General features: G+C 44.9%; 28 protein-coding genes. 26 read left to right on the plus strand and 2 right to left on the minus strand.

Annotated elements, in window-relative coordinates:
• Position 1 precedes the first annotated feature (1 nt).
• The 22 genes from V7M78_RS07535 (at position 2) to V7M78_RS07640 (ending at position 16180) form a co-directional block, all read left to right on the plus strand.
• Positions 2–1042: a DUF2184 domain-containing protein gene (locus V7M78_RS07535; protein ID WP_333648028.1), complete on the plus strand. Its 1041-nt coding sequence runs from the start codon at positions 2–4 to the stop codon at positions 1040–1042.
• Between the two features lie 11 nt (positions 1043–1053).
• The gene (locus V7M78_RS07540) at positions 1054–1287 is read left to right on the plus strand and encodes a hypothetical protein (protein ID WP_333648030.1); all 234 of its coding nucleotides are present in this window, start codon (positions 1054–1056) and stop codon (positions 1285–1287) included.
• A gap of 12 nt (positions 1288–1299) precedes the next feature.
• A complete protein-coding gene (locus V7M78_RS07545; protein WP_333648032.1) occupies positions 1300–1812 on the plus strand; it encodes a DUF4054 domain-containing protein in 513 nt (170 codons plus the stop codon).
• Complete coding sequence (locus V7M78_RS07550; protein ID WP_333648034.1) at positions 1802–2200, plus strand: hypothetical protein; 399 nt, start codon at positions 1802–1804, stop codon at positions 2198–2200. Before V7M78_RS07545 ends, V7M78_RS07550 begins: the two co-directional genes overlap by 11 nt.
• A gap of 13 nt (positions 2201–2213) precedes the next feature.
• Entirely contained in the window at positions 2214–2711 is a 498-nt protein-coding gene (locus V7M78_RS07555) for an HK97 gp10 family phage protein (RefSeq protein ID WP_333648036.1), read from the plus strand.
• The gene (locus tag V7M78_RS07560; RefSeq protein WP_333648038.1) at positions 2708–3154 is read left to right on the plus strand and encodes a phage tail terminator family protein; all 447 of its coding nucleotides are present in this window, start codon (positions 2708–2710) and stop codon (positions 3152–3154) included. Before V7M78_RS07555 ends, V7M78_RS07560 begins: the two co-directional genes overlap by 4 nt.
• A complete protein-coding gene (locus V7M78_RS07565; protein ID WP_333648040.1) occupies positions 3144–3317 on the plus strand; it encodes a hypothetical protein in 174 nt (57 codons plus the stop codon). The genes V7M78_RS07560 and V7M78_RS07565 overlap by 11 nt, the downstream gene beginning before the upstream one ends.
• Positions 3318–4655 (plus strand): phage tail sheath family protein, encoded by a 1338-nt coding sequence (locus V7M78_RS07570; protein WP_333648042.1) that lies wholly within the window; start codon positions 3318–3320, stop codon positions 4653–4655.
• 14 nt (positions 4656–4669) lie between these two features.
• On the plus strand, positions 4670–5140 hold the full coding sequence (locus V7M78_RS07575; protein ID WP_333648044.1) for a phage tail tube protein: 471 nt from the start codon (positions 4670–4672) through the stop codon (positions 5138–5140).
• An 8-nt stretch (positions 5141–5148) separates the two neighbouring features.
• Entirely contained in the window at positions 5149–5565 is a 417-nt protein-coding gene (locus tag V7M78_RS07580; RefSeq protein ID WP_333648046.1) for a phage tail assembly chaperone, read from the plus strand.
• 158 nt (positions 5566–5723) lie between these two features.
• Positions 5724–7802 carry a tape measure protein gene (locus V7M78_RS07585; RefSeq protein WP_333648048.1) on the plus strand — a complete coding sequence of 693 codons (2079 nt, stop codon included), beginning with the start codon at positions 5724–5726 and terminating at the stop codon, positions 7800–7802.
• A 12-nt stretch (positions 7803–7814) separates the two neighbouring features.
• On the plus strand, positions 7815–8537 hold the full coding sequence (locus V7M78_RS07590) for a hypothetical protein (RefSeq protein ID WP_333648050.1): 723 nt from the start codon (positions 7815–7817) through the stop codon (positions 8535–8537).
• On the plus strand, positions 8534–9511 hold the full coding sequence (locus tag V7M78_RS07595) for an XkdQ/YqbQ family protein (protein ID WP_333648052.1): 978 nt from the start codon (positions 8534–8536) through the stop codon (positions 9509–9511). Before V7M78_RS07590 ends, V7M78_RS07595 begins: the two co-directional genes overlap by 4 nt.
• 15 nt (positions 9512–9526) lie before the next feature.
• Positions 9527–9820: a DUF2577 family protein gene (locus V7M78_RS07600; RefSeq protein WP_333648054.1), complete on the plus strand. Its 294-nt coding sequence runs from the start codon at positions 9527–9529 to the stop codon at positions 9818–9820.
• Between the two features lie 8 nt (positions 9821–9828).
• Positions 9829–10233 (plus strand): DUF2634 domain-containing protein, encoded by a 405-nt coding sequence (locus tag V7M78_RS07605; protein WP_333648056.1) that lies wholly within the window; start codon positions 9829–9831, stop codon positions 10231–10233.
• Positions 10230–11378 (plus strand): baseplate J/gp47 family protein, encoded by a 1149-nt coding sequence (locus tag V7M78_RS07610; RefSeq protein WP_333648058.1) that lies wholly within the window; start codon positions 10230–10232, stop codon positions 11376–11378. Before V7M78_RS07605 ends, V7M78_RS07610 begins: the two co-directional genes overlap by 4 nt.
• On the plus strand, positions 11368–11892 hold the full coding sequence (locus V7M78_RS07615; protein WP_333648060.1) for a putative phage tail protein: 525 nt from the start codon (positions 11368–11370) through the stop codon (positions 11890–11892). The genes V7M78_RS07610 and V7M78_RS07615 overlap by 11 nt, the downstream gene beginning before the upstream one ends.
• A gap of 10 nt (positions 11893–11902) precedes the next feature.
• Entirely contained in the window at positions 11903–13495 is a 1593-nt protein-coding gene (locus V7M78_RS07620; RefSeq protein ID WP_333648063.1) for a hypothetical protein, read from the plus strand.
• 18 nt (positions 13496–13513) lie between these two features.
• Positions 13514–14398 (plus strand): DUF4376 domain-containing protein, encoded by an 885-nt coding sequence (locus tag V7M78_RS07625; RefSeq protein ID WP_333648065.1) that lies wholly within the window; start codon positions 13514–13516, stop codon positions 14396–14398.
• Positions 14382–14798, plus strand: a complete 417-nt coding sequence (locus V7M78_RS07630) for a putative ABC transporter permease (RefSeq protein ID WP_442914633.1) — start codon at positions 14382–14384, stop codon at positions 14796–14798. Before V7M78_RS07625 ends, V7M78_RS07630 begins: the two co-directional genes overlap by 17 nt.
• Before the next feature lie 21 nt (positions 14799–14819).
• Entirely contained in the window at positions 14820–15239 is a 420-nt protein-coding gene (locus V7M78_RS07635; RefSeq protein WP_333648069.1) for a phage holin family protein, read from the plus strand.
• 86 nt (positions 15240–15325) lie between these two features.
• A complete protein-coding gene (locus V7M78_RS07640) occupies positions 15326–16180 on the plus strand; it encodes a CHAP domain-containing protein (RefSeq protein WP_333648071.1) in 855 nt (284 codons plus the stop codon).
• A gap of 23 nt (positions 16181–16203) precedes the next feature.
• On the opposite strand, the gene V7M78_RS07645 is transcribed toward V7M78_RS07640, so the two are convergent.
• Positions 16204–16698 (minus strand): hypothetical protein, encoded by a 495-nt coding sequence (locus V7M78_RS07645; RefSeq protein ID WP_333648073.1) that lies wholly within the window; start codon positions 16696–16698, stop codon positions 16204–16206.
• Positions 16699–16949: 251 nt separating this feature from the next.
• Between V7M78_RS07645 and V7M78_RS07650 the strand changes: the two genes are divergently transcribed.
• Positions 16950–17141 carry a hypothetical protein gene (locus V7M78_RS07650; RefSeq protein WP_333648075.1) on the plus strand — a complete coding sequence of 64 codons (192 nt, stop codon included), beginning with the start codon at positions 16950–16952 and terminating at the stop codon, positions 17139–17141.
• A 100-nt stretch (positions 17142–17241) separates the two neighbouring features.
• Here V7M78_RS07650 and V7M78_RS07655 read toward each other — a convergent pair whose 3' ends face one another.
• On the minus strand, positions 17242–17721 hold the full coding sequence (locus V7M78_RS07655; protein WP_333648077.1) for a cupin domain-containing protein: 480 nt from the start codon (positions 17719–17721) through the stop codon (positions 17242–17244).
• A 90-nt stretch (positions 17722–17811) separates the two neighbouring features.
• On the opposite strand from V7M78_RS07655, the gene V7M78_RS07660 reads away from it, so the two are divergent.
• From V7M78_RS07660 to V7M78_RS07670, 3 genes are all read left to right on the plus strand, one after another.
• A complete protein-coding gene (locus tag V7M78_RS07660) occupies positions 17812–18045 on the plus strand; it encodes a hypothetical protein (RefSeq protein ID WP_333648079.1) in 234 nt (77 codons plus the stop codon).
• An 88-nt stretch (positions 18046–18133) separates the two neighbouring features.
• Positions 18134–18325, plus strand: a complete 192-nt coding sequence (locus V7M78_RS07665; protein ID WP_333648081.1) for a hypothetical protein — start codon at positions 18134–18136, stop codon at positions 18323–18325.
• Between the two features lie 199 nt (positions 18326–18524).
• Positions 18525–18695 carry a hypothetical protein gene (locus tag V7M78_RS07670; protein ID WP_333648083.1) on the plus strand — a complete coding sequence of 57 codons (171 nt, stop codon included), beginning with the start codon at positions 18525–18527 and terminating at the stop codon, positions 18693–18695.
• The last annotated feature ends 17 nt before the right edge of the window (positions 18696–18712 follow it).

The following is an 18712-nucleotide window of genomic DNA, read 5'->3' on the forward strand; positions in this document are numbered from 1 at the left end:
TATGAAATATAAGAACATGGGAACATTTGACGCGGGGGTGGTGACAGCCCCATCAACCGGAGCTGCGGTTCCCCAGAGATACCAGGCTATGGATGCGGCTGCAGTTGCAAACGGTGGAGCTTTCTTGCACTCGGAATTGGAAAAAAGAGATAATTTGATTCGCCAGCCCCTTACCAGCTTTACATATGGACGTGATATTCCTGTCCGTGTTGGCGGCGGCTGGGCAGAATATATATCAGCTATGAATGTAGAGTATGGAGTAGCTGGGGGCAGTGAGGACGGTCCGGTCCATGCCGGTGGAGCCAATGGCATCCCGATGGTTCAGGCCAACTTTGATAAAGAGCTTTTTAAGACCCATATTTTTTCCGTGGGTATGCGGATCATGTTCGTGGATATGCAGCGTGGCAACATGACAGGGCGGAGCTATGAAAGTATTTTAAGAGATGGTATTAGAATGACCTATGATAAGCACATGGATGCCAATGTTTATGCGGGTATCAAAAAGTACGGATCCACCGGGCTTATTAATAATCCAAACGTAACCACCACAAATGCAGCTTCTACGGGAACCGGCAGCTTAACGACGTTTAAGAGCAAAACTCCGGACAATATCTTACAGGACATCAATGACGCCATTCTTGCGGTATGGGCAACGGCGGAATATGACAGAAGTGCTATTCCGAATCACATCCTGATGCCGTATGAGCAGTTCAACTACCTTGCAACCACCAGGGTTTCAGATCTGGCAGAAAAGACGATCCTTACATTCTTATTGGAGAATAATGTTTCCAAACAGAATGGAACAGATCTTTTTATCGGCGGTGCATCTTGGTGCAAGGGCGCTGGTGCAGGCAGCACTGATAGAATGGTGGTCTATATCAATGAAGAACGCTTCGTTGCAATGGATGAGCTGGCTCCGCTTAATCGGGTTATGACGCAGCCGAATACAACGAATGTCTGCTATGATACTGCGTACTTGGCAAACCTGTCCGAAGTGCAGATGTTTTATGAAAATATCATGCGCTATGTTGACGGAATTTAAGGAGGGCAGCTATGTTTATAAACAGTAAAAAGAATTTTGAGATCTGCGAGGGAGAGAAGAAATTTTCTATCCCTCGTGATTATATTGGAGAGGTCCCGGCTTGGGTGGCTAAGCACTGGTTGGTACTTGCAGCGATAAAAGACGGATCTATTGCCACTCCTAAAGCAAAAAAGGATAAATCACTGGAACTGGCGGATGTAGAAGCTGAGGAAAAGGCAGAAGCCGCTGACAAGCGGGAAGAATAAGGAGGGTACGGCATGTATGAGCAGTTTCATGGTTTAATATCCGCAGCGGCCAACATGCCGCAGCCGGGAGAACTGGGGACTTACACAAAGGAAATGTTCCTGACTGATTTCCCGCAGTTTACAAAAAAACAGGTCAGCCAGGGAGAGGGAGAAGAGAACCGGATTATAAGTCTGGTTCCTGATCCCATGCTGCAGATATTCATCAATAATAGCAATGCCAGCATTTTACCCAGCCGGTACGGAGATATATGGAGGTATGCAGCCGGGCTTTATGTGGCCCACTTTTCTGCACTATACTTAAAAACTTACTCTGATGGATCCGCCACACCTGCCAGAGCTGCCGCAACCGGTCAACAGGCTGGGCTTGTAAAAGAGGCTACCATGGGAGATACAACAATCAGATATGATAATGAGGCCATCACAGAAGCCAGCGCCAAGTGGGGATCCTGGAACGCTACGCAGTACGGCCAGCAGCTTGTGACCATGGCCCGCATGATTGGAATGGGAGGCATGTATGTTATTTGACAATCCAATCTTTGAGAACTGGTATACGGATTCCATGAGCATATCCCGAAATGTCAGCTATAAGGTCGGGAACATTGATAAAAAGAAACGAGAAGAGATTTGTAAAGATATTCCCTGCCGGGTTTACAGTACAAAAAGAAACGGCCCTGCCATGAAGGACACTGCGGCTACGGCTACTGCCACGGATAAAGTGGCTTGTGATGTATCAGTGGATCTAAAAGCTGGGGATATGCTTATGATTGTAAGAGGTGGACTCTTGGGAAGCAACCGGGAACCAGAACGATATTTCGCAGGTCATCCGCAGCCTTATTATGATCCGGTTGGTGGAGTGCTTTCCGGATTGGAGCATCAAGCAGCCGTCCTATTGATGGACGAAGTAATTAAGTAGGGGAGGGACTTAAATGTCAACCTTTGGTCAGGCAACCAGGAAGCGCCTGGAGCAGCTTCGAACGCAAGGGCAGAATGTACCGAAGATTATGGCGGAGGTCATGGAAGGAGCCACGATTGCGGCTGTAGAACGGGCAACGGAATTAACTCCACCAAATGGATCCGCTATATCCGGAACCGGAACCCGATCAGGGGATATGGCGCAGGCATGGGCGCTGGATAGCATTACAAAGCCGGTTATAACTGGAGGAAGTGTCCGGACTGCTCTTGCTAATAATATGCAATATGCGTCTTATGTAAATGATGGACACCGTATGGATGAACACTTTGTTCCCGGCTTAGTAGTTAATGGGGGTATGCTTGAAAAAGTAGACCCCAGCCTTGGTGGTATCATGGTGGGAACGAAAACCCCTTATGTACAAGGTAAATACATGAAGCAGGCCGCCATAGGGCGATATAAAAATATTGTAAAACGGGAACTTGATAAGCGGGTGAAGGAGAATTTTAAATGACATTTACGCTTGCGCAGTTATTGGACTCCATCGGTGGAGTTTTGAAAGAAAATTATCCGGATATTTCAGTATATAGCAATCCAAATCAGCAGGGGACAGATGTTCCTTGCTTTTTTATATTCTTCATGCCAACTGAAACAGAAAACCAAATGGGGCGCCGCTATATGCGAAATATCGGAATTGATGTGGTGTATCTGGTTGAAAGAAACGATCCGGATGCGCATGATCAGCTGGTGTCTGTTGCTGATCAGCTGGACTTTGCTCTGGAGTTTATTCCCTATGATGGAGGAGAGTTGCGAACCTATGAACGAGAATGGAAGATTGATGATGAAGAGCTGCATTACCAGTTCAAAGTTAAAGCTATTGTTTCTCACCCGGACAATACTCCCTCGATTGAATCAGTAGAATCCTATAAAGGAGGTATAAAACAGGATGACAAATAAAAAGACACCAGTTAAATATAAGACAGAATCCCTGCTTAAGAGCAAAGGGTTTGCAAACTATCAGCAGGATTTTGCCAGAGTGTTACTTCCTGATCCGGAGTACACCATTAATGCGGCAAAGAAAATATTAAATCAGTTTTTTGATAAGAAGGAGGGATCATAAATGGCCGGAGGAACATGGACCAGTCAAAATAAAAAGCAGCCCGGTGTTTACATCAATGTTAAATCAAGTATGGCACAGGCTGTCAGCGTGGGAGATCGGGGCGTGGTTGCTATCTGTGAGCCGTTGTCCTGGGGACCAGAGGGTGAGATCATGACCATTCATGTGGGTGATGACTTCACACCATATATTGGATACGACTCTGCCAATGACAAAGCCCTGTTTTTGAGGGAGATTTTTAAAGGCAGCGGACACACAAAAGGGCCCGTAAAGGTTATGCTATATCGTCCAAGCGCTATCGGGGCCGCTAAGGCAACCGCTACTATTGAGCCGCTTACTGCTACTGCAAAGTACAACGGAGTGAGGGGAAATGACGTTTCTATTACAATCATAGCAGATCCGGACAATGAAGGTAGTTTCACAGTACAAACTGTTGTTGATGGAGCCGTGAAGCACACCCAGGCCGGAAAGACTGTTGCAAATTTGCAGGGTAATGACTGGGTTGTATTTTCAGGAACCGGAGATTTAGCAGCCAGCGCAGGAACTTCCTTGACCGGAGGTATTGATGGAACTGTAAGCAGTGCAGCGTATTCCGCATTTCTTACAGCTTTGGAGCCTTACACCTTTAACGTCCTGATCTATGACGGGGCGGACAGCACCGTTCAGGCCGCTTATGTGGCTTTCATTAAGAGGATGCGGGATAATCTGGGTAAGAAGTGCCAGGCTGTTATGGCAGGCGTCCAGAGCGATTCTGATGCCGTTATTTCCGTGAGAAATGGGGTGGTTCTGTCAAATGAATCAATTCTCACTCCGCAGCAGACTACCTGGTGGGTTGGAGGAGCAGAGGCCGGGGCGAATTACAGTGAATCCCTGGTATACGCACAATATCCAGACGCTGTAAATGTTTCTCCCCGCCTGACCGCATCGGAGATTGACGAGGCACTGAGTAAAGGTCAGATTGTGTTCTTTGAGGAGTTTGGAAGCGTAAAGGTGGTTTCTGATATCAATACCCTTACTACTTACACTCCGGACAAAGGGGAAGCATTCAGCTTGAACCAGGTAATCCGAACCCTGGATACCATTGCAAACGATGTTTACAAGAACTTTTCCCAGAATTACATAGGAAAGATAGCAAATAATTCAGCTGGCCGGGATTTGCTTAAGGCTTGGATCGTTGGATATGTAAATGAGATCCAGGCAAACGGAGGTATTCAGAACTTTGTTGCAGATGATGTAGTGGTGGAAGCTGGAGAAGCGATCAATGCGGTGGTCATAACTTTGGCGATCCAGCCGGTGGCAGCTGTCGAAAAGATTTACATCACAGCAACCCTTACAGATTAACAAGGAGGTAGAGTATGTCATTTTTATTAGAACAGGATGCTTTAAACGGTAAAGCCGGCCGGGCCTTTGCTGTGATTGATGGCCGAAATGTAGAAATGTTCGGCTTAAAGAAGATGCAGGCCGACGCTGAGTTTCAGGAGGCAGATTTTACAGTGGTAGGTACTAACTTGGTGCAGAAGAAAACCAAGGGTGTAACCTTAACTGGCAGCTTTACAATTTATTATGGTACACCTGAATTCCTTAATATGTTAAAGACTTATTTAAAAACAGGTAGGCTGCCCTATTTTACTATTCAGATTACAAACGACGACAAGGGAACGACGGTGGGGGCTCAGACTGTAGCCCTTTATAATGTCAAGCTTAGCAAACTTCCCATCGCGATATTGGATGATAGTGCGGATTACCTGAGCATGGACGTTTCATTCAGTTTCACCAATATAGAAGTATTAAACGCATTTGGATCCCCGGCACAGCTGGGAGAATAGGAGAGTTTATGAGCGCATTAAAAGCATTTTTACAGCCATCAATATCTGGCAAAACAAAAGAGGTAGTTATTTCTGAGCGCTTCCAAGATGAAAATGGGCAGCCGGCTCCTTTTGTGATTAAGGCAATTTCGCAGAAAGAAAACGAAAAGCTTTCCCAGATGAGTAAAATCAAAGAAGTGATTGATGGAACTCCTGTTGAAAAACTGGATAACATCCTTTACACAAAAAGGCTTGTTCACGCCTGTGTTCAGGAGCCTGATTTCAGTGACCAGGAGATTTGTCAATATTATGGAACAGTGGACCCTTTAGATGTCCCTTCCCAGATGCTGAGCATTGGGGAATACAGCCGCCTGTCAGAGGCTATTCTGGAACTTAATGGGTTGAAAGACCCCAGGAAGAAGCTGGAAGAAGCAAAAAACTCCTAAACGGGGAAGATATGGACGTGCAACTGGCATATTACATGTTTATCAATCACGGCCGCTTCCCTGGGGAGATAGCAGACCTCCCAGAAAATGAAAAAATATTGTTGTATCAGATGGCCGTAAAAGAAATCAATAACAGGTCCAAGAAATAAGGAGGAACTATGGGAGAGATAAGAGAAAATTTTATACTAAGCGACCAGTTCAGCGCGCCATTTTCCAAGTTCCTTGATCTTGGAAATTCTGCTATCGGCCAGATGCAACGCATTGACCAATCCGTCACAAGAACAGAAATGACCATGCGCCGGTCCATTGGAGGAGCTACCGGCGCTGTAATTGGGAATATGAGGCAGATCGGAGAATCCGCCAATGCGATCTCCGCTTCTGGATTTGATCGTCTGGAAGCACAGTTGATCAAGATTGCAAGTAATACCTCTAAGGCAGCCAGAGAGCAGGATAATCATAATAAAAAAGTAAAAGAAACTAATGTTTCAGCGGACAAATTGTTGTCAACGGTTAAACGTATTGTAGTTGCGGCGGCTGGCTTTAAAATTGGAAAAGATCTTTTAGGGCTATCAGATAAAATGACGCAGACCACGGCCCGCATAAACCTCATGAATAAAGGCTTTCAGCCAGCCGCCAATACGGGTGGGCAGGGAAACGAGTACATGAATAACAGCCTGCAGGAAACTGCACGGATTCAAGAACTTATATATCAGTCTTCACAAAGAACCAGGACCAGTTATTTGCAAACCGCTGATATTGTGGCGAAACTGGGGCAAAGGGCGGGGGATGCCTTTTCGGGAAGTGATGAAGTGGTGGCTTTTGTTGAGAATTTAAACAAACAGTTTATCATTGCAGGTGCCAGCCAGCAGGAAATTTCCTCCGCATCTCTGCAGCTTACCCAAGCACTAGGATCTGGGGTTTTAAGGGGAGAGGAATTAAATGCAGTGTTCGAAGCTGCACCAAACGTAATCCAGACTATAGCGGATTATCTTAATGTTCCTATTGGAAAAATTCGCGAGATGGCGTCAGACGGCGAAATTACAGCCGAGATTGTAAAAAATGCAATGCTGGCCGCTACTGACAAAATCAATGAACAGTTTGATGATATGCCAATGACTTGGGGACAGGCATGGAACTTAATGAAAAACGCCGCCGTACATTCCATGGATGAGGCCTTGGTTAAAATGAACGAATTCTTAAGCAGCGACACGGGCCAAAAGGCATTGGAAGGGGTCATTGGGGCCATTGATATTCTTGCTGATGTTGCAGGAGGAGCCATTGATATGCTGGCCTCGGGAGCTGGCTTCATCATTGAAAACTGGGATTATATTTATCCACTTCTGATAGGTGTGGGAGTCGCTCTTGCTGTTGCAGGAGCTTTGGGATTGGCTTCTGGCTTATCGGTTGCAGCTGGATGGATAGCGGCAGCATGGCCGTTTATCTTAATTGCAGCCCTGGTTGGAGCGTTGGTATTGGGGCTCTCTCAAGCAGGTGTTACATTTGAGCAGGTAGGGCAGATTGCCGGAACGGTTTTTGGGTTCGTTTATGCAGTAGGTTATAATTTGGCAGCTGATTTATGGAATCTGTTTGCTACGTTCGGAGAGTTTTTTGCAAACTTTATGAACGATCCGGTATCGGCAGTGGCTCATTTAGTATCCGGACTTTTAGACACTATCTTGGGCATGGTGGAAACTGTAGCCAATGCGATCGACGCCTTAACAGGAACAAATATATCCGGAGCAATATCTGGTTTTCGAAATAATTTAAGTGACTGGGTTGATGATAAGTTCGGAGAACAGGCTGTCACAATAAAGAGAATGACCAAGCTGGATACTGGTGCAACCTCTAAAGCCGGAGGAGAAATTGGTGCCGATCTTGGAAAAAAGATGGACAATATGAATTTCAGCCTTGAATCCATTACCGGCAAACTGGGCGAGGGCCTTGGCATGGGCGCTCTTGGTGCAGGAGCCGGAGATATAGGGAAGGTTGGGAAGGTTGGCAGTGTTGGCAAGATTGATCAGGATGTAAATATTGCTGATGAGAATATTAAGCTCCTCCGGGATTTATCGGAGCGCCAGTATGTTGCCTTGGTAAACCTAACTGTACCACAAACCAATGCCACTATAAATCAGACAGTTAATGGCGGAGGGGGATCCGATGTTGATTCCATGCTTAAGGCTTTAAGTAATGTTTTAGGGGCGCAGCACGCGTCTGGCAGTAATGTTGTTGTAGGATAGGAGGATCGAACCATGAGGAATAAGTACAAGTTTTTTGCGGACATAGGCGGGGATACTATTGAATTTCCGGTCAATCCAAAAGAGTACACGGTTTCCTATCCTGCTGATCACAAAATCTATGACATATTAGATGTAGGAGAAATCGTTGTTCCCAGGCTGCCGTCCCTAATGGAGGTGTCCTGGGAATCTTACTTTCCCGGAGACAGTGATGATCCCCTTATTTATGGACATGATTGGACAGAGCCAGGGGATTACGTGGAAGCCATAAAGGACGCCATGGACAATCAGGAAATATGCGATCTGGTTATAAGCCGGTACGATGCCAGGGGAAGCCGCATGTACGACACCAATATCAGCGCAGTGATTGACAGCTTTGAGACAACAGAAAAAGGCGGGGAAGCTGGGGATGTGTACTATAAGATCAAATTTAAAGAATATCGGGATTATGCTCCTATCAAGATTGCGCTTCCTCAGCCAGAACAGCCCGCACAGACAGTGCAAGTCGAAGAACAGCCGAGGCCCCTATCAGCAGCACCAGAGCTGCGCGTCGGCGCCACGGTGATCGCAAACGGTACATATTACAGTAGCAGTTATGGGGATAAGCCCACCGGTACGGCAAACAACTTATCAACGACGGTTTCAAGGATTATTCCAGACGCTTCCAGGCCGTATCCGATTCTGATCGGCGGGAGCCGTGGCTGGATTAAAGCAGATCAGCTGCAGGTGACAGGATGAGTTATAAACTTTTGGTATTCAACGCCGAAGCCAATACCATGTATGACTATGCTCCTATTACCCAGAAGATTGATTATACAACAAACAGGAACGGCAGCGCAGGAAAGCTGACATTCTCATACCTCCAGGAAAAACCCATCAATCTTACAGAAGGTGCAAAGGTTCAATTTTACGCTGATGGAAAAGAAATCTTTCTGGGCTTTGTTTTTGTTATTGAGCAGGATCGGTGGGGTGTTGTTTCCGTTACTGCTTACGATCAATTGAGGTATTTAAAGGCAAATGCGAGCTATAGCTTTGTTGGAAAGAAGCTGGGTGAAATAATACAGCAGATCGCTACGGATATGCAGCTTCAAGTTGGAATCCTGGAGGATACCGGATACACCATTCCCACGCTGACTAAAGAAAACGCAGAGTGTCTGGATATTGTTGAATATGGATTGCAGGTAACTCAGTACAATACGGGACGGACTTTTGTTTTTTATGATGATTTTGGAAAACTCAGCCTCCGGGAGGCAAAGAACATGATGTCCAATGTGTTAATTGGAAATGGCAGCGTGCTGACGGAGTATTCCTATAAGTCTGACATTGACTCCGATACTTATAACCAGGTGAAGCTTGTCCGGCCCAATAAGGAAACTGGACAGGGAGATACTTATGTATTCAATGATAGTGCCACCATTAAAAAGTGGGGTCTCCTGCAGAAATATGAAAAGGTAGATGAAAACCTGAATGAGGCTCAAATCAGCCAGCAGGGAAATATAATGATGGCTTATTATAACCGGGTGCTTAAAACAATCTCTGTTGACGGTGTCGGCGGCGTGCCGGGGCTTAAGGCAGGGACCATGGCAATGTTTAAGATTAAAGATGTTCCAGAGCTTTCAACCGGGCTCTTTTTGCTTCTCGATAAGGTAAAGCATATCTTTTCCGATGGAGAACATACCATGAGTGTTGAGGCTAAAATTATAAATACTTAAGGGGAGTGATGTTGTATGGAATTAATTGATCAGCTGAAACTCATTATAAATGATACGGTGTCAGCTATGGACCTACTGGATACTGGCTACGCTACCGTTGTTTCCACCTCTCCTCTGATCTTTAAGATTCAAGCTACCCAATTGGAAGTAATGGAGCCTGTTGCAGCAATGGTAGATAATTTGAGATACCGGGCTGTCACTGTGCAAGGAGAAACTGTAGTTATAAACCCTGGTCTGAAAGTCGGAGATAAGGTTTTGCTATTGAAAGTTAATGCGGGACAGGATTATATAGCAATATCGAAAGTGTAGGTGATAAGATGGCAACATTACCGGATTCTGCAGGAGTAGCGGTTTATGAATATGAAGAAAAAGAATATCCCACAGAAACATATTTAGTGGATAAAAGTACTGGTACCATCAAAAAGGTGGATGGCGGTCTGGAGGCTATGAGGCAGGCCGTGGAGATTGCGCTGAGTGTGGAGCGATATCAGGAGCAGATATACACTTCAAATTTTGGCAGAGAATTAAAAAAATTAATTGGGAAGCCCCCGGAGTACGTTTCTAGCATGTTGAAAAGACGTATTCAAGAGGCTTTTTCTGTTGATAAGCGGTTCCTTTCGGTAGGTAATTTTGTGTTTGATACCTCGGAACTGAGGACGCTGAAATGTACTTTTGAAATCAAGACCGTGTATGGTACGATCCCAGGGGAGGTGGAAATTTGATTGATCTTAGTAAAAAAACTTATGCAAATATACTGGCGGCTCAACTAAGCCGTGTACCGGATACGATTGATAAAAGGGAGGGATCCATAATCCAGACTGCCCTGGGTCCCGAAAGCTGGTACATGGAGGGCTTGTACCTCGATCTGGATTCTGTGCAAAAAAATGCCTATGCAGAAACTGCTGGAGGGGACTGGCTGGATATGCTGGTGGCCGAGCGAGGCCTTTCCCGGAAAGCCTCCACCCGAGCCGTAAAAAAAGGAATTTTTAATATCCAGGTGCCTGTTGGTTCTCGTTTCTCAGCCCTCACCGGAAGTGGATATCTAACGTATAAAGCGATCGAATTTGTTGAGCAGATATCCGGGGAGTATGCTTACAAAATGGAGTGTGAAACGGTAGGTGAGGTTGGAAATAATTATTCAGGCCAGCTGATCGCTGTTGATTATGTGACCGGGCTTTCTTCGGCGCAGCTTACAGATCTCCTTTCCGGGGGGACAGAAGAAGAAACGGACGCTTCCCTGCGAGAACGATACTTTGCGACATTCGATGTCGCTTCTTTTGGCGGAAATATCGCATCCTATCGTAATACCATTCTTGCAATCGAGGGAGTGGGGGCCGTGCAGGTATATCCGGCATGGCAGGGAGGAGGGACAGTATTGTGCAGTATTCTTGACGGAAATTATGTACCCGCTGGCAGCACGCTTATTAGTCAGGTACAAAATACGATTTGTCCTCCGGAAGATGGAGATGCAGCGCCTTCCCCCAATGGGTATGGTCTGGCGCCGATCGGAGCTGCGGTGACCATTAGAACGGGTACCGAACTGGTGCTTGATATCTCCCTGACCGTCCAGTTTTTGTCAAGCGTGCAGAACGGAGAAGTAACCTACAGGAGTCAGATTGAGGAAAAGATAGAGGAATATCTGGAATCAGTCCGGCAGTCTTGGGGAGCTATGCTGAAAGGTCAAAAAATAGAATATGCCGTGACGGTATATGTCTCCAGGATTATCTATGCGATTCTTACAATCCCGGAGATTGTCAATGTGACTGATGTAACCATAAACGGATCTGCATCGGATGTGGTGTGTGTGGAGACTTCGGCAGTTCAACAGGTGCCAGTGTTGGGGACGGTGACGATTAATGGCGGTTGACTTAAAAATGCTTCTCCCGGAATGGTTTAAGGACATTCTGGAATTTAACAGGCTCCTGGAGGCGGAGGAGTTGGAGCTGGAAGAGGTTGAAAATAGCATTCAGGCGGTGAGGAATAACTGCTTTATTCAAACAGCAGATGAAAATACTATTCTCCTTTATGAAAAGCGCTTCGGGATTACATATCAATATGGTGAGACGTTGGAATATCGGAAGAGCCGCATCCTGCAGAGATATAATACCGTCGTTCCTTTTTCCATTGGATTTTTGAGAAGCCGCTTGACTGAGCTTTACGGAGCTGGTGGTTATGTTCTGACAGTAAACAGTAAAACCTGCGTCCTGACCATTAAAGTCACCTCTGATCGGTATGGAGCCGTTAATCTCCTGTATGATCTTTTATGGGATATCATTCCTGCACACATGCAGATAATAGCCAATCAGCAGGTTACTAATTATATTTCAAGTGACATCTATGCAGCAACAGCGGTGTCAAGAACCTATACACAAATTATATAAGGAGGTTATTGTGGGAGTATATAAAAAAGTAGTGATCACAAATGCTGGACGTGCAATGATGGCCCGGTCGATTGCAGGTGAGGTAACCATGCAATTTTCACGTGCAGTTACATCAAGTCATATATATCCGTCTGATACGGATTTCAAGGGCTACACATCATTAGAGGGGATCCAGCAGACAGTTATCCCATCAAATGTTCAGGTGGTAAACGACACGCTGATAAGTGTCAGGAACATGTTCGGAAATGAGAGCATATCAGAATCTTACTTGATTCAGAATATTGGTTTGTATGCCACAGACGGCAATGAAGAGGTCTTGTTTTCCGTGTCGCAGGCTACGGCTCCGGACGAAATGCCGGCATATAACGGTGTGGCCCCGTCCTCATTTATCTATACGATCCAGGCCACGTTTTTGCAAGCAAGCTCATTGTCTTTGACGATTAACCCTGCGGGGACCGCCACGGCACAAGACATACAGGATTTGGATGGAGCCAAGCTCGACAAACTGGGAGATATCTCAGAAACAGTAGTAGAGACGCTGGAGCCCAATGAGAATAAATTTCCTATCCCGGCTGCAGGTGAGACTATTAAGCGGTTCATGGGGAAAATACTTGCATTTCTAAGGAATATTAAACCTCTTGAAGCGGATATGACCTACTATGTGGCAACAACCGGATCAGATGTGACCGGTGATGGTACATTTTTAAATCCATTTAAAACTATACAACGTACATTAGATTCAGTCCCGAAAGATTTAGGAGGATGCAATGTTAATATCATAATTGCGAACGGGACTTATGAGGAGGAAGTTAGAATACAAGGATATACTAACGGACGCATAGAATTGCGTAGCAATGACGCTAGTATAATATCCACCAACGTCAATATCACAAACATAATTATCTCCAAATGCCTTGCCTCTATCCAGATGTCCGGTGTAAATATTACAACAACTTCAAAATCGGCTATCAATATATCTATCGCATTTCGTGTGGTCCTAAGTTATGTTAGAATAGCAGGCACTGCCACAAATCAAATTGGAGTTGAGTGTGGAGCAACTCCAATGATGCAAATATACGGTTGTATGATATCGAATAGGCGCATCGCAACCACATTTACAGATGCTTCTGGATATATCAATAATTCCACCGGCATAAATAATGTATATACATCTGAGGTACGAGGTGTGGCTACACTGCATATAGTTGGCACAGTTCCAAGTAGTACAAATGGACATATTCAAGCTAGTTCTGGCATGATTATCAATGAGAACGGCACACAAATAACTCATATCATAAACACTGGATTATCGTGTACGTGGGGAACAATACAGGCAGGGTATAATCGTCATGGAAATTCAAATATGGCAATGATAACAATACAGATAAGGATAATAACATCAACCACATTAACTGGTGGTAACGAATATACAATAAATGGGTTTCCAGCACCGTTTATAGATACCGCATGTGCCGTGAGTAATCAGTCAAATGCCGGGAACTGCTATATTCGTACCACTGGTCAGATTGTTTTTAAGCCCAATAGTAATGTAGTGGCGTCAACAGCCTTGGCATTTAACTGTACCTACTTGACAGCTATTTAATTCTTAAGGAGGATAAAAATGAAAAATGAGAAAATAAAAGTAGGTGAAACAACCTACGACATTGCAAATGGTAGTTGCAGCTTAAATAATTTAAGTGGTTATACCGCCACGGTGGCAATAATCATTGGAGAAAATAGCATTGAAGATATACATAGAAATCTTTCTGGGAATCCCACAATTATCAAGTATTCGGCAGACGGTGTGGAAGAATGGAGATCAAGCGGTCTGGTGTATACGGGTAAGATGAGACCTGACTTAGAATTTCCAGTCAGAATTGATGCTACAACATGCAGTGAGGTAATGGACGCAGTTGTTATTGTTGAATACCGGACACCAACCATACAGGATGAAATAATGGCTCAGAGAGCACAAATGACGGGCTTGAACGGTAATATCTCACATCTGTCAAAAATTACCGGAGTAGGGGTGGAGGTGCAAACCTCCGGGCAGCCTACCCTGGAGGAATTAAAAGAAGCAAAGCGTGCAGAGGTAAACGCTGCCTGCGGCCAGATTATTTGCAACGGAATCACCGTGGAATTGTTTACTGGCCATGAGCATTTCAGCCTGTCCCAGACCGACCAGCTGAACCTCTTCGGGCTACAGGCGCAGATTGCCTCAGGAGCGCAAGAAATTATCTATCATGCAGATGGACAATCCTGCCGTTTCTATCCAGCTTCTGACATAGCTTTACTGATTGAAAAGGCCATGTTCCATGCCTCATATCATACCACTTATGCGAATAGCTTAAGATCATGGATTGATAGTGTGGAGACAGCGGAGGAGCTGCAGGGGATCTATTATGGTGCCGACATTCCGGTGGAGTATCAGTCCGATGTTTTAAAGGCCTATCTGGCGCAGATCGCCGCCATGGCCGGAGGGGAGAATGATGAAGCAGATACTTAAATATTTGTTCTTGTGGCTGGTGGGAGGATTTATTTACATAGGCATGGAGCTGCTTTTCCGTGGCCGATCCCACTGGACCATGTTTATATTGGGCGGGATCTGTTTTGTAGCCCTGGGGCTGATCAATGAATGGATACCCTGGCAGATGTCCTTGATAAAACAGATGCTTATCGGAACGTTTCTGATTACATACTTTGAGCTGTTAACCGGCTGCGTGGTAAATGTCTGGCTGGGCTGGGGAGTCTGGGATTACAGCCACATGCCTGGAAACATCCTGGGTCAGATCTGTCCCAAGTTTAGCCTGATATGGTTTTGGATCAGTGGGGCCGGGATTATACTTGATGATTGGTTGAGGCACTGGCTGTTCAGTGAGGATCGACCGCATTACACATTATTATAAGAAAGAGTGAGGAAAATGAAAGTGAAAAGTATATTATGTACGGCCGCAGGAGTCGTGGGAAGCTTTATAGCGTCATTATTTGGGGGCTGGGATACCGGATTGGGTACCCTGGTTCTTTTTATGTGTATTGATTTTCTTTCCGGATTGGCCGTGGCCGGAATCTTCAAAAGAAGTACCAAGACTGAAACTGGTGCCCTGGAATCAAAAGCCGGCTTTAAGGGGCTCTGTCGTAAGTGCATGACCCTCCTGTTTGTCCTGGTGGCTCACCGGTTGGATCTGTCCATCGGGACGAGTTACATAAGAGATGCGGTGATCATTGGTTTCATGGCAAATGAGCTTATATCCATCGTGGAAAATGCAGGACTTATGGGAGTACCGCTTCCTGATATTTTGGTGAGAGCTATCGACATACTTAAAAAGAAAGCAGAAGTAACCGGATAATCTGTTGCGACGGTCGCAACAAGTTGTGACATTACAACTTTTTAGGCCTGGGACATCCTGGGCCTTTTTTGATTGGAGGAAATATCATGAATGTAGTAAAGAACCTAATAGATAAGGCTGCATCCTGGATTGGTTATCTGGAAAAGAAGAGTAATAAGGACCTGGACGATTTCACCGCCAATGCTGGCAGTAACAACTATACCTGCTTTGCCAGGGATTATAAAATACATACCGGATACAGCCTCCAGGCGCAGGCTTGGTGTGCTATGTTCGTATCAGAAGTATTTGTACAGATGTTTGGTCTGGAAGCGGCCAGGAAGCTCCTGGGAGGGTCGTTGTACCATTATTGTCCTACGGGAGTAAATCAGTTCAAGGTAGTCGGACAGTGGCATACAAAGCCGGAGCCCGGGGACATTATCTTTTTTACCAACGGTACCAGGGCATATCATACCGGTATTGTCATAGAGGTTACAAGCACCAGGGTTAAGACCATTGAGGGAAACACTTCCGGGGCCAGTGGCGTGGTCGAGAATGGGGGCGGCGTCTGCCAGAAGTCTTACAGTTTATCGGAGAGCAGGATTATGGGGTACGGTCGGCCAGACTGGAGCCTTGTCCAGGCAAAGAATTCCGGCTGGTACCAGGAAGACGGTGGCTGGCGCTTTTATAATGGCGATACCGGTCAGACTGTCAGAAACGACTGGCTCCAGGATCAGGACAAATGGTACTGGTTCGATGGCGCTGGGTTAATGGTAACTGATAAATGGTATGAGTACAAGGGTGATTGGTATTATCTGGGAACTGACGGAGCCATGGTCAAGGGCCTGCAGGCGGTTGATGGAAAGTGGTACTATCTGGACCAGGACGGAAAGATGTCCACGCAGCCGGTGACGCTTACCCCGGATCAGGATGGGGCGCTGCGGTGGCCGGGCCTGGCAGAGTAATAGGAAATAAAGAGGTAGGGAGTTTATACCCCTACCTCATGTAATATTGCCTCATACAAATTATGTGTATTATTAATAATTCCGCTCATAGCAGGGCCACTTCCCCCAACGCAAATTAGTATGTCCTGATCCAAAACATTTGTTTTAGGGACAATTCTTATCCACGTGATATTATAATGGTTTATACTGGCATAATTATGTTTGTACAGATCAATAGACTGAATGTCTGAATAATCAATTTCAAAAGACAAATCACTATTTAAGTTTCTACAATCCTTCGTTGCCTTCGATTTTTCATGATGTGCAGTATATTTTAATGCTTTTTCATCAAGAGTGATGTGCCCTTCAGAAATAAGTACGATCGGCATGCGAAAAAAGTTATACATATTATTCATAGGAAAGTTTTCAGGCATAACATACCGACTGATAAGCTTTCTCCAGAATGGCGTACCGGTAGTAATTGAATGAAATGTTGTAAGATGATTAACTGAACTTACCCAAATTGATTGAACTTCCATAACAATCCCTCCCCCTTTTTTCTTTTAATAATACCATATTCTTCTGCTATGCTCCACACAAATAAATCAAAGGCGGGTATCCTTTCGGGCCCGCCTATTAAGTGAAAAGAAAGCAACCTAAAAATGAATAAACCAGTGACAAATTAGTGACAAATCCCGCATAAATCCCTTAAATCCACCGACTTTATATTAAGATTTTCTTAATTCAATCGATTCTCTAAGAAATTGGATGTGGTTGAGAGTGGGACAAAATGCAGTCTGAAGCCGAACTGGAATCCCCTGAAACCGTAATAGATGGGGAGTTTGTGGAAGTTACATCAGACATATCTGCTCCTGTAAAATCAGTTCTTGAAGAAGCAAAGAGAACGCTCAAAGAAACCTTTACAGGGCGGTGTGAGATAACAGATGGGGAATGGGATTATGGAGAGCACGTTATTGCATAATACCGATTCCGGAGCCATACCGTCCACAAAACTGTTATTTAAAGCAACTGAGAGATAAGCAAAAACCCGCCAATTCTTTAAGAGAACTGACGGGCAATAATTAATAATGATTTGCATCTGCTTCTGCAACAGCTTTAGTTTGGTGAATAGTACCCCAAGGGTGATGGGGCGGCGCATAAATGGAGAATAATTTTAAAGGAATCTCGCCGGTGTTTATTACATTGTGCCAGATTCCAGCAGGAATAAAAACAGCACTGTTAGTGAAAATGGGTTGTTGAAAATATAAATAATCCTCTTGAGTGCCCATTAGAACTACACCGTGACCAGATTCAATATACAAAAATTGATCATCATCAGGATGCATCTCTAATCCTATTTCGTCGCCAACCTGTATGCTCATTAGAGTAAGCTGTAAATGAGCACCTGTCCATAAGGCGGTGCGGAAAGCATTATTATTTATAACAGCTTTACTAATGTCAATAGTAAACGGATTTGGGCCGTAATCGGTTGGAGCTAAAGGCTGAGACCTAAAGCAGGTGTTATCCAGGTTACTGGGAGAAGCACTATTATAGTTAAACATTTTTCCTCTAAAAAAATATTAGTTTGTAAACTATATGAAAAGCATTCAAAGATATGTCTAAATTTAAAATCTAAAAGAGAAGGGGATAGATTGAGAAAAACATCAAAAGAGCGCCGGGAGGAGCAGGCGCAGATACATAGAATTACCATGGCGGAGGCCGCTAAGTCCATAAAGGAGACAAGGCCTAAGACCTTCTCAGCAACAAACCCGCCTTATGCATATATGAGCTTATGCCCTGACCCGAGCCTGTGGACCTCTCCGGCCTGTACGGCGGCGTATCTTAGAGTGAGGAAGGGGGCGGGAGAAGATTCCGTTTATCGGTGACAGAAATAGGTGGATTCTTTTTAATGGGATTCTACAAGTGATGAGCTGTTTGAGAATGCCGTGCTAGTTGATCAGCAAGGAGGATTCTATGATTGGAGCGCTACGGCGGTTTGGGTATGCCCAGTGTGCAGATGCGAGTTTGAGACATGGGAAAGTAACTGATAATTACATTCACAATAAAAGCCCAAGCAGGGGAAATAGAGTACTTGGGCTTTCAATGAAACAAACAGTATTATACACCAATATCTATGAAAAAGAAAGTATTTTGACATTCAAATAAAAATTAAAATTAAAAATAAAAAAAAAAAGAGCACCGAAGTGTTTTGGGGAAACCGGTGCCCTTTGAAAGAGTTGATAATACAATTATAGCTGACGAAACCGTTTTCGTAAAGATATAACCATAAAACCCTTAGGAAATAAGGTGTTAAGGGGTGTGACGAGGTTAGGACGCGGATATTGGCAGCAGGGAGGTGAATGTATTGGAAAAAGAAGCTGCGGAGTTACTGGAGAGAACAGCGGTCCTGGAGGCTGTAAGAGAGCTTGAAAAGTCTCAAAGAAAGAACAGGCGGGTAAAGGTATTCCAGAACGACAAGAAGCTGATGGAGAATTATAACCGGATTTGCCGGAGTGTCCAGGAGGGAAACTCCTGAAAAGCTGGATTAGGGGA

This window comes from Lacrimispora sp. (genome assembly GCF_036758025.1).
Lineage (GTDB): Bacteria > Bacillota > Clostridia > Lachnospirales > Lachnospiraceae > Lacrimispora.

What these genes read in the sequence shown, in the direction of transcription:
- V7M78_RS07535 (WP_333648028.1), top strand. Translation starts at nt 2, where the DNA reads ATGAAATATAAGAACATGGGAACATTTGACGCGGGGGTGGTGACAGCC.
- V7M78_RS07540 (WP_333648030.1), top strand. Translation starts at nt 1,054, where the DNA reads ATGTTTATAAACAGTAAAAAGAATTTTGAGATCTGCGAGGGAGAGAAG.
- V7M78_RS07545 (WP_333648032.1), top strand. Translation starts at nt 1,300, where the DNA reads ATGTATGAGCAGTTTCATGGTTTAATATCCGCAGCGGCCAACATGCCG.
- V7M78_RS07550 (WP_333648034.1), top strand. Translation starts at nt 1,802, where the DNA reads ATGTTATTTGACAATCCAATCTTTGAGAACTGGTATACGGATTCCATG.
- V7M78_RS07555 (WP_333648036.1), top strand. Translation starts at nt 2,214, where the DNA reads ATGTCAACCTTTGGTCAGGCAACCAGGAAGCGCCTGGAGCAGCTTCGA.
- V7M78_RS07560 (WP_333648038.1), top strand. Translation starts at nt 2,708, where the DNA reads ATGACATTTACGCTTGCGCAGTTATTGGACTCCATCGGTGGAGTTTTG.
- V7M78_RS07565 (WP_333648040.1), top strand. Translation starts at nt 3,144, where the DNA reads ATGACAAATAAAAAGACACCAGTTAAATATAAGACAGAATCCCTGCTT.
- V7M78_RS07570 (WP_333648042.1), top strand. Translation starts at nt 3,318, where the DNA reads ATGGCCGGAGGAACATGGACCAGTCAAAATAAAAAGCAGCCCGGTGTT.
- V7M78_RS07575 (WP_333648044.1), top strand. Translation starts at nt 4,670, where the DNA reads ATGTCATTTTTATTAGAACAGGATGCTTTAAACGGTAAAGCCGGCCGG.
- V7M78_RS07580 (WP_333648046.1), top strand. Translation starts at nt 5,149, where the DNA reads ATGAGCGCATTAAAAGCATTTTTACAGCCATCAATATCTGGCAAAACA.
- V7M78_RS07585 (WP_333648048.1), top strand. Translation starts at nt 5,724, where the DNA reads ATGGGAGAGATAAGAGAAAATTTTATACTAAGCGACCAGTTCAGCGCG.
- V7M78_RS07590 (WP_333648050.1), top strand. Translation starts at nt 7,815, where the DNA reads ATGAGGAATAAGTACAAGTTTTTTGCGGACATAGGCGGGGATACTATT.
- V7M78_RS07595 (WP_333648052.1), top strand. Translation starts at nt 8,534, where the DNA reads ATGAGTTATAAACTTTTGGTATTCAACGCCGAAGCCAATACCATGTAT.
- V7M78_RS07600 (WP_333648054.1), top strand. Translation starts at nt 9,527, where the DNA reads ATGGAATTAATTGATCAGCTGAAACTCATTATAAATGATACGGTGTCA.
- V7M78_RS07605 (WP_333648056.1), top strand. Translation starts at nt 9,829, where the DNA reads ATGGCAACATTACCGGATTCTGCAGGAGTAGCGGTTTATGAATATGAA.
- V7M78_RS07615 (WP_333648060.1), top strand. Translation starts at nt 11,368, where the DNA reads ATGGCGGTTGACTTAAAAATGCTTCTCCCGGAATGGTTTAAGGACATT.
- V7M78_RS07625 (WP_333648065.1), top strand. Translation starts at nt 13,514, where the DNA reads ATGAAAAATGAGAAAATAAAAGTAGGTGAAACAACCTACGACATTGCA.
- V7M78_RS07630 (WP_442914633.1), top strand. Translation starts at nt 14,382, where the DNA reads ATGAAGCAGATACTTAAATATTTGTTCTTGTGGCTGGTGGGAGGATTT.
- V7M78_RS07640 (WP_333648071.1), top strand. Translation starts at nt 15,326, where the DNA reads ATGAATGTAGTAAAGAACCTAATAGATAAGGCTGCATCCTGGATTGGT.
- V7M78_RS07645 (WP_333648073.1), bottom strand. Translation starts at nt 16,698, where the DNA reads ATGGAAGTTCAATCAATTTGGGTAAGTTCAGTTAATCATCTTACAACA.
- V7M78_RS07650 (WP_333648075.1), top strand. Translation starts at nt 16,950, where the DNA reads ATGCAGTCTGAAGCCGAACTGGAATCCCCTGAAACCGTAATAGATGGG.
- V7M78_RS07655 (WP_333648077.1), bottom strand. Translation starts at nt 17,721, where the DNA reads ATGTTTAACTATAATAGTGCTTCTCCCAGTAACCTGGATAACACCTGC.
- V7M78_RS07665 (WP_333648081.1), top strand. Translation starts at nt 18,134, where the DNA reads ATGATTGGAGCGCTACGGCGGTTTGGGTATGCCCAGTGTGCAGATGCG.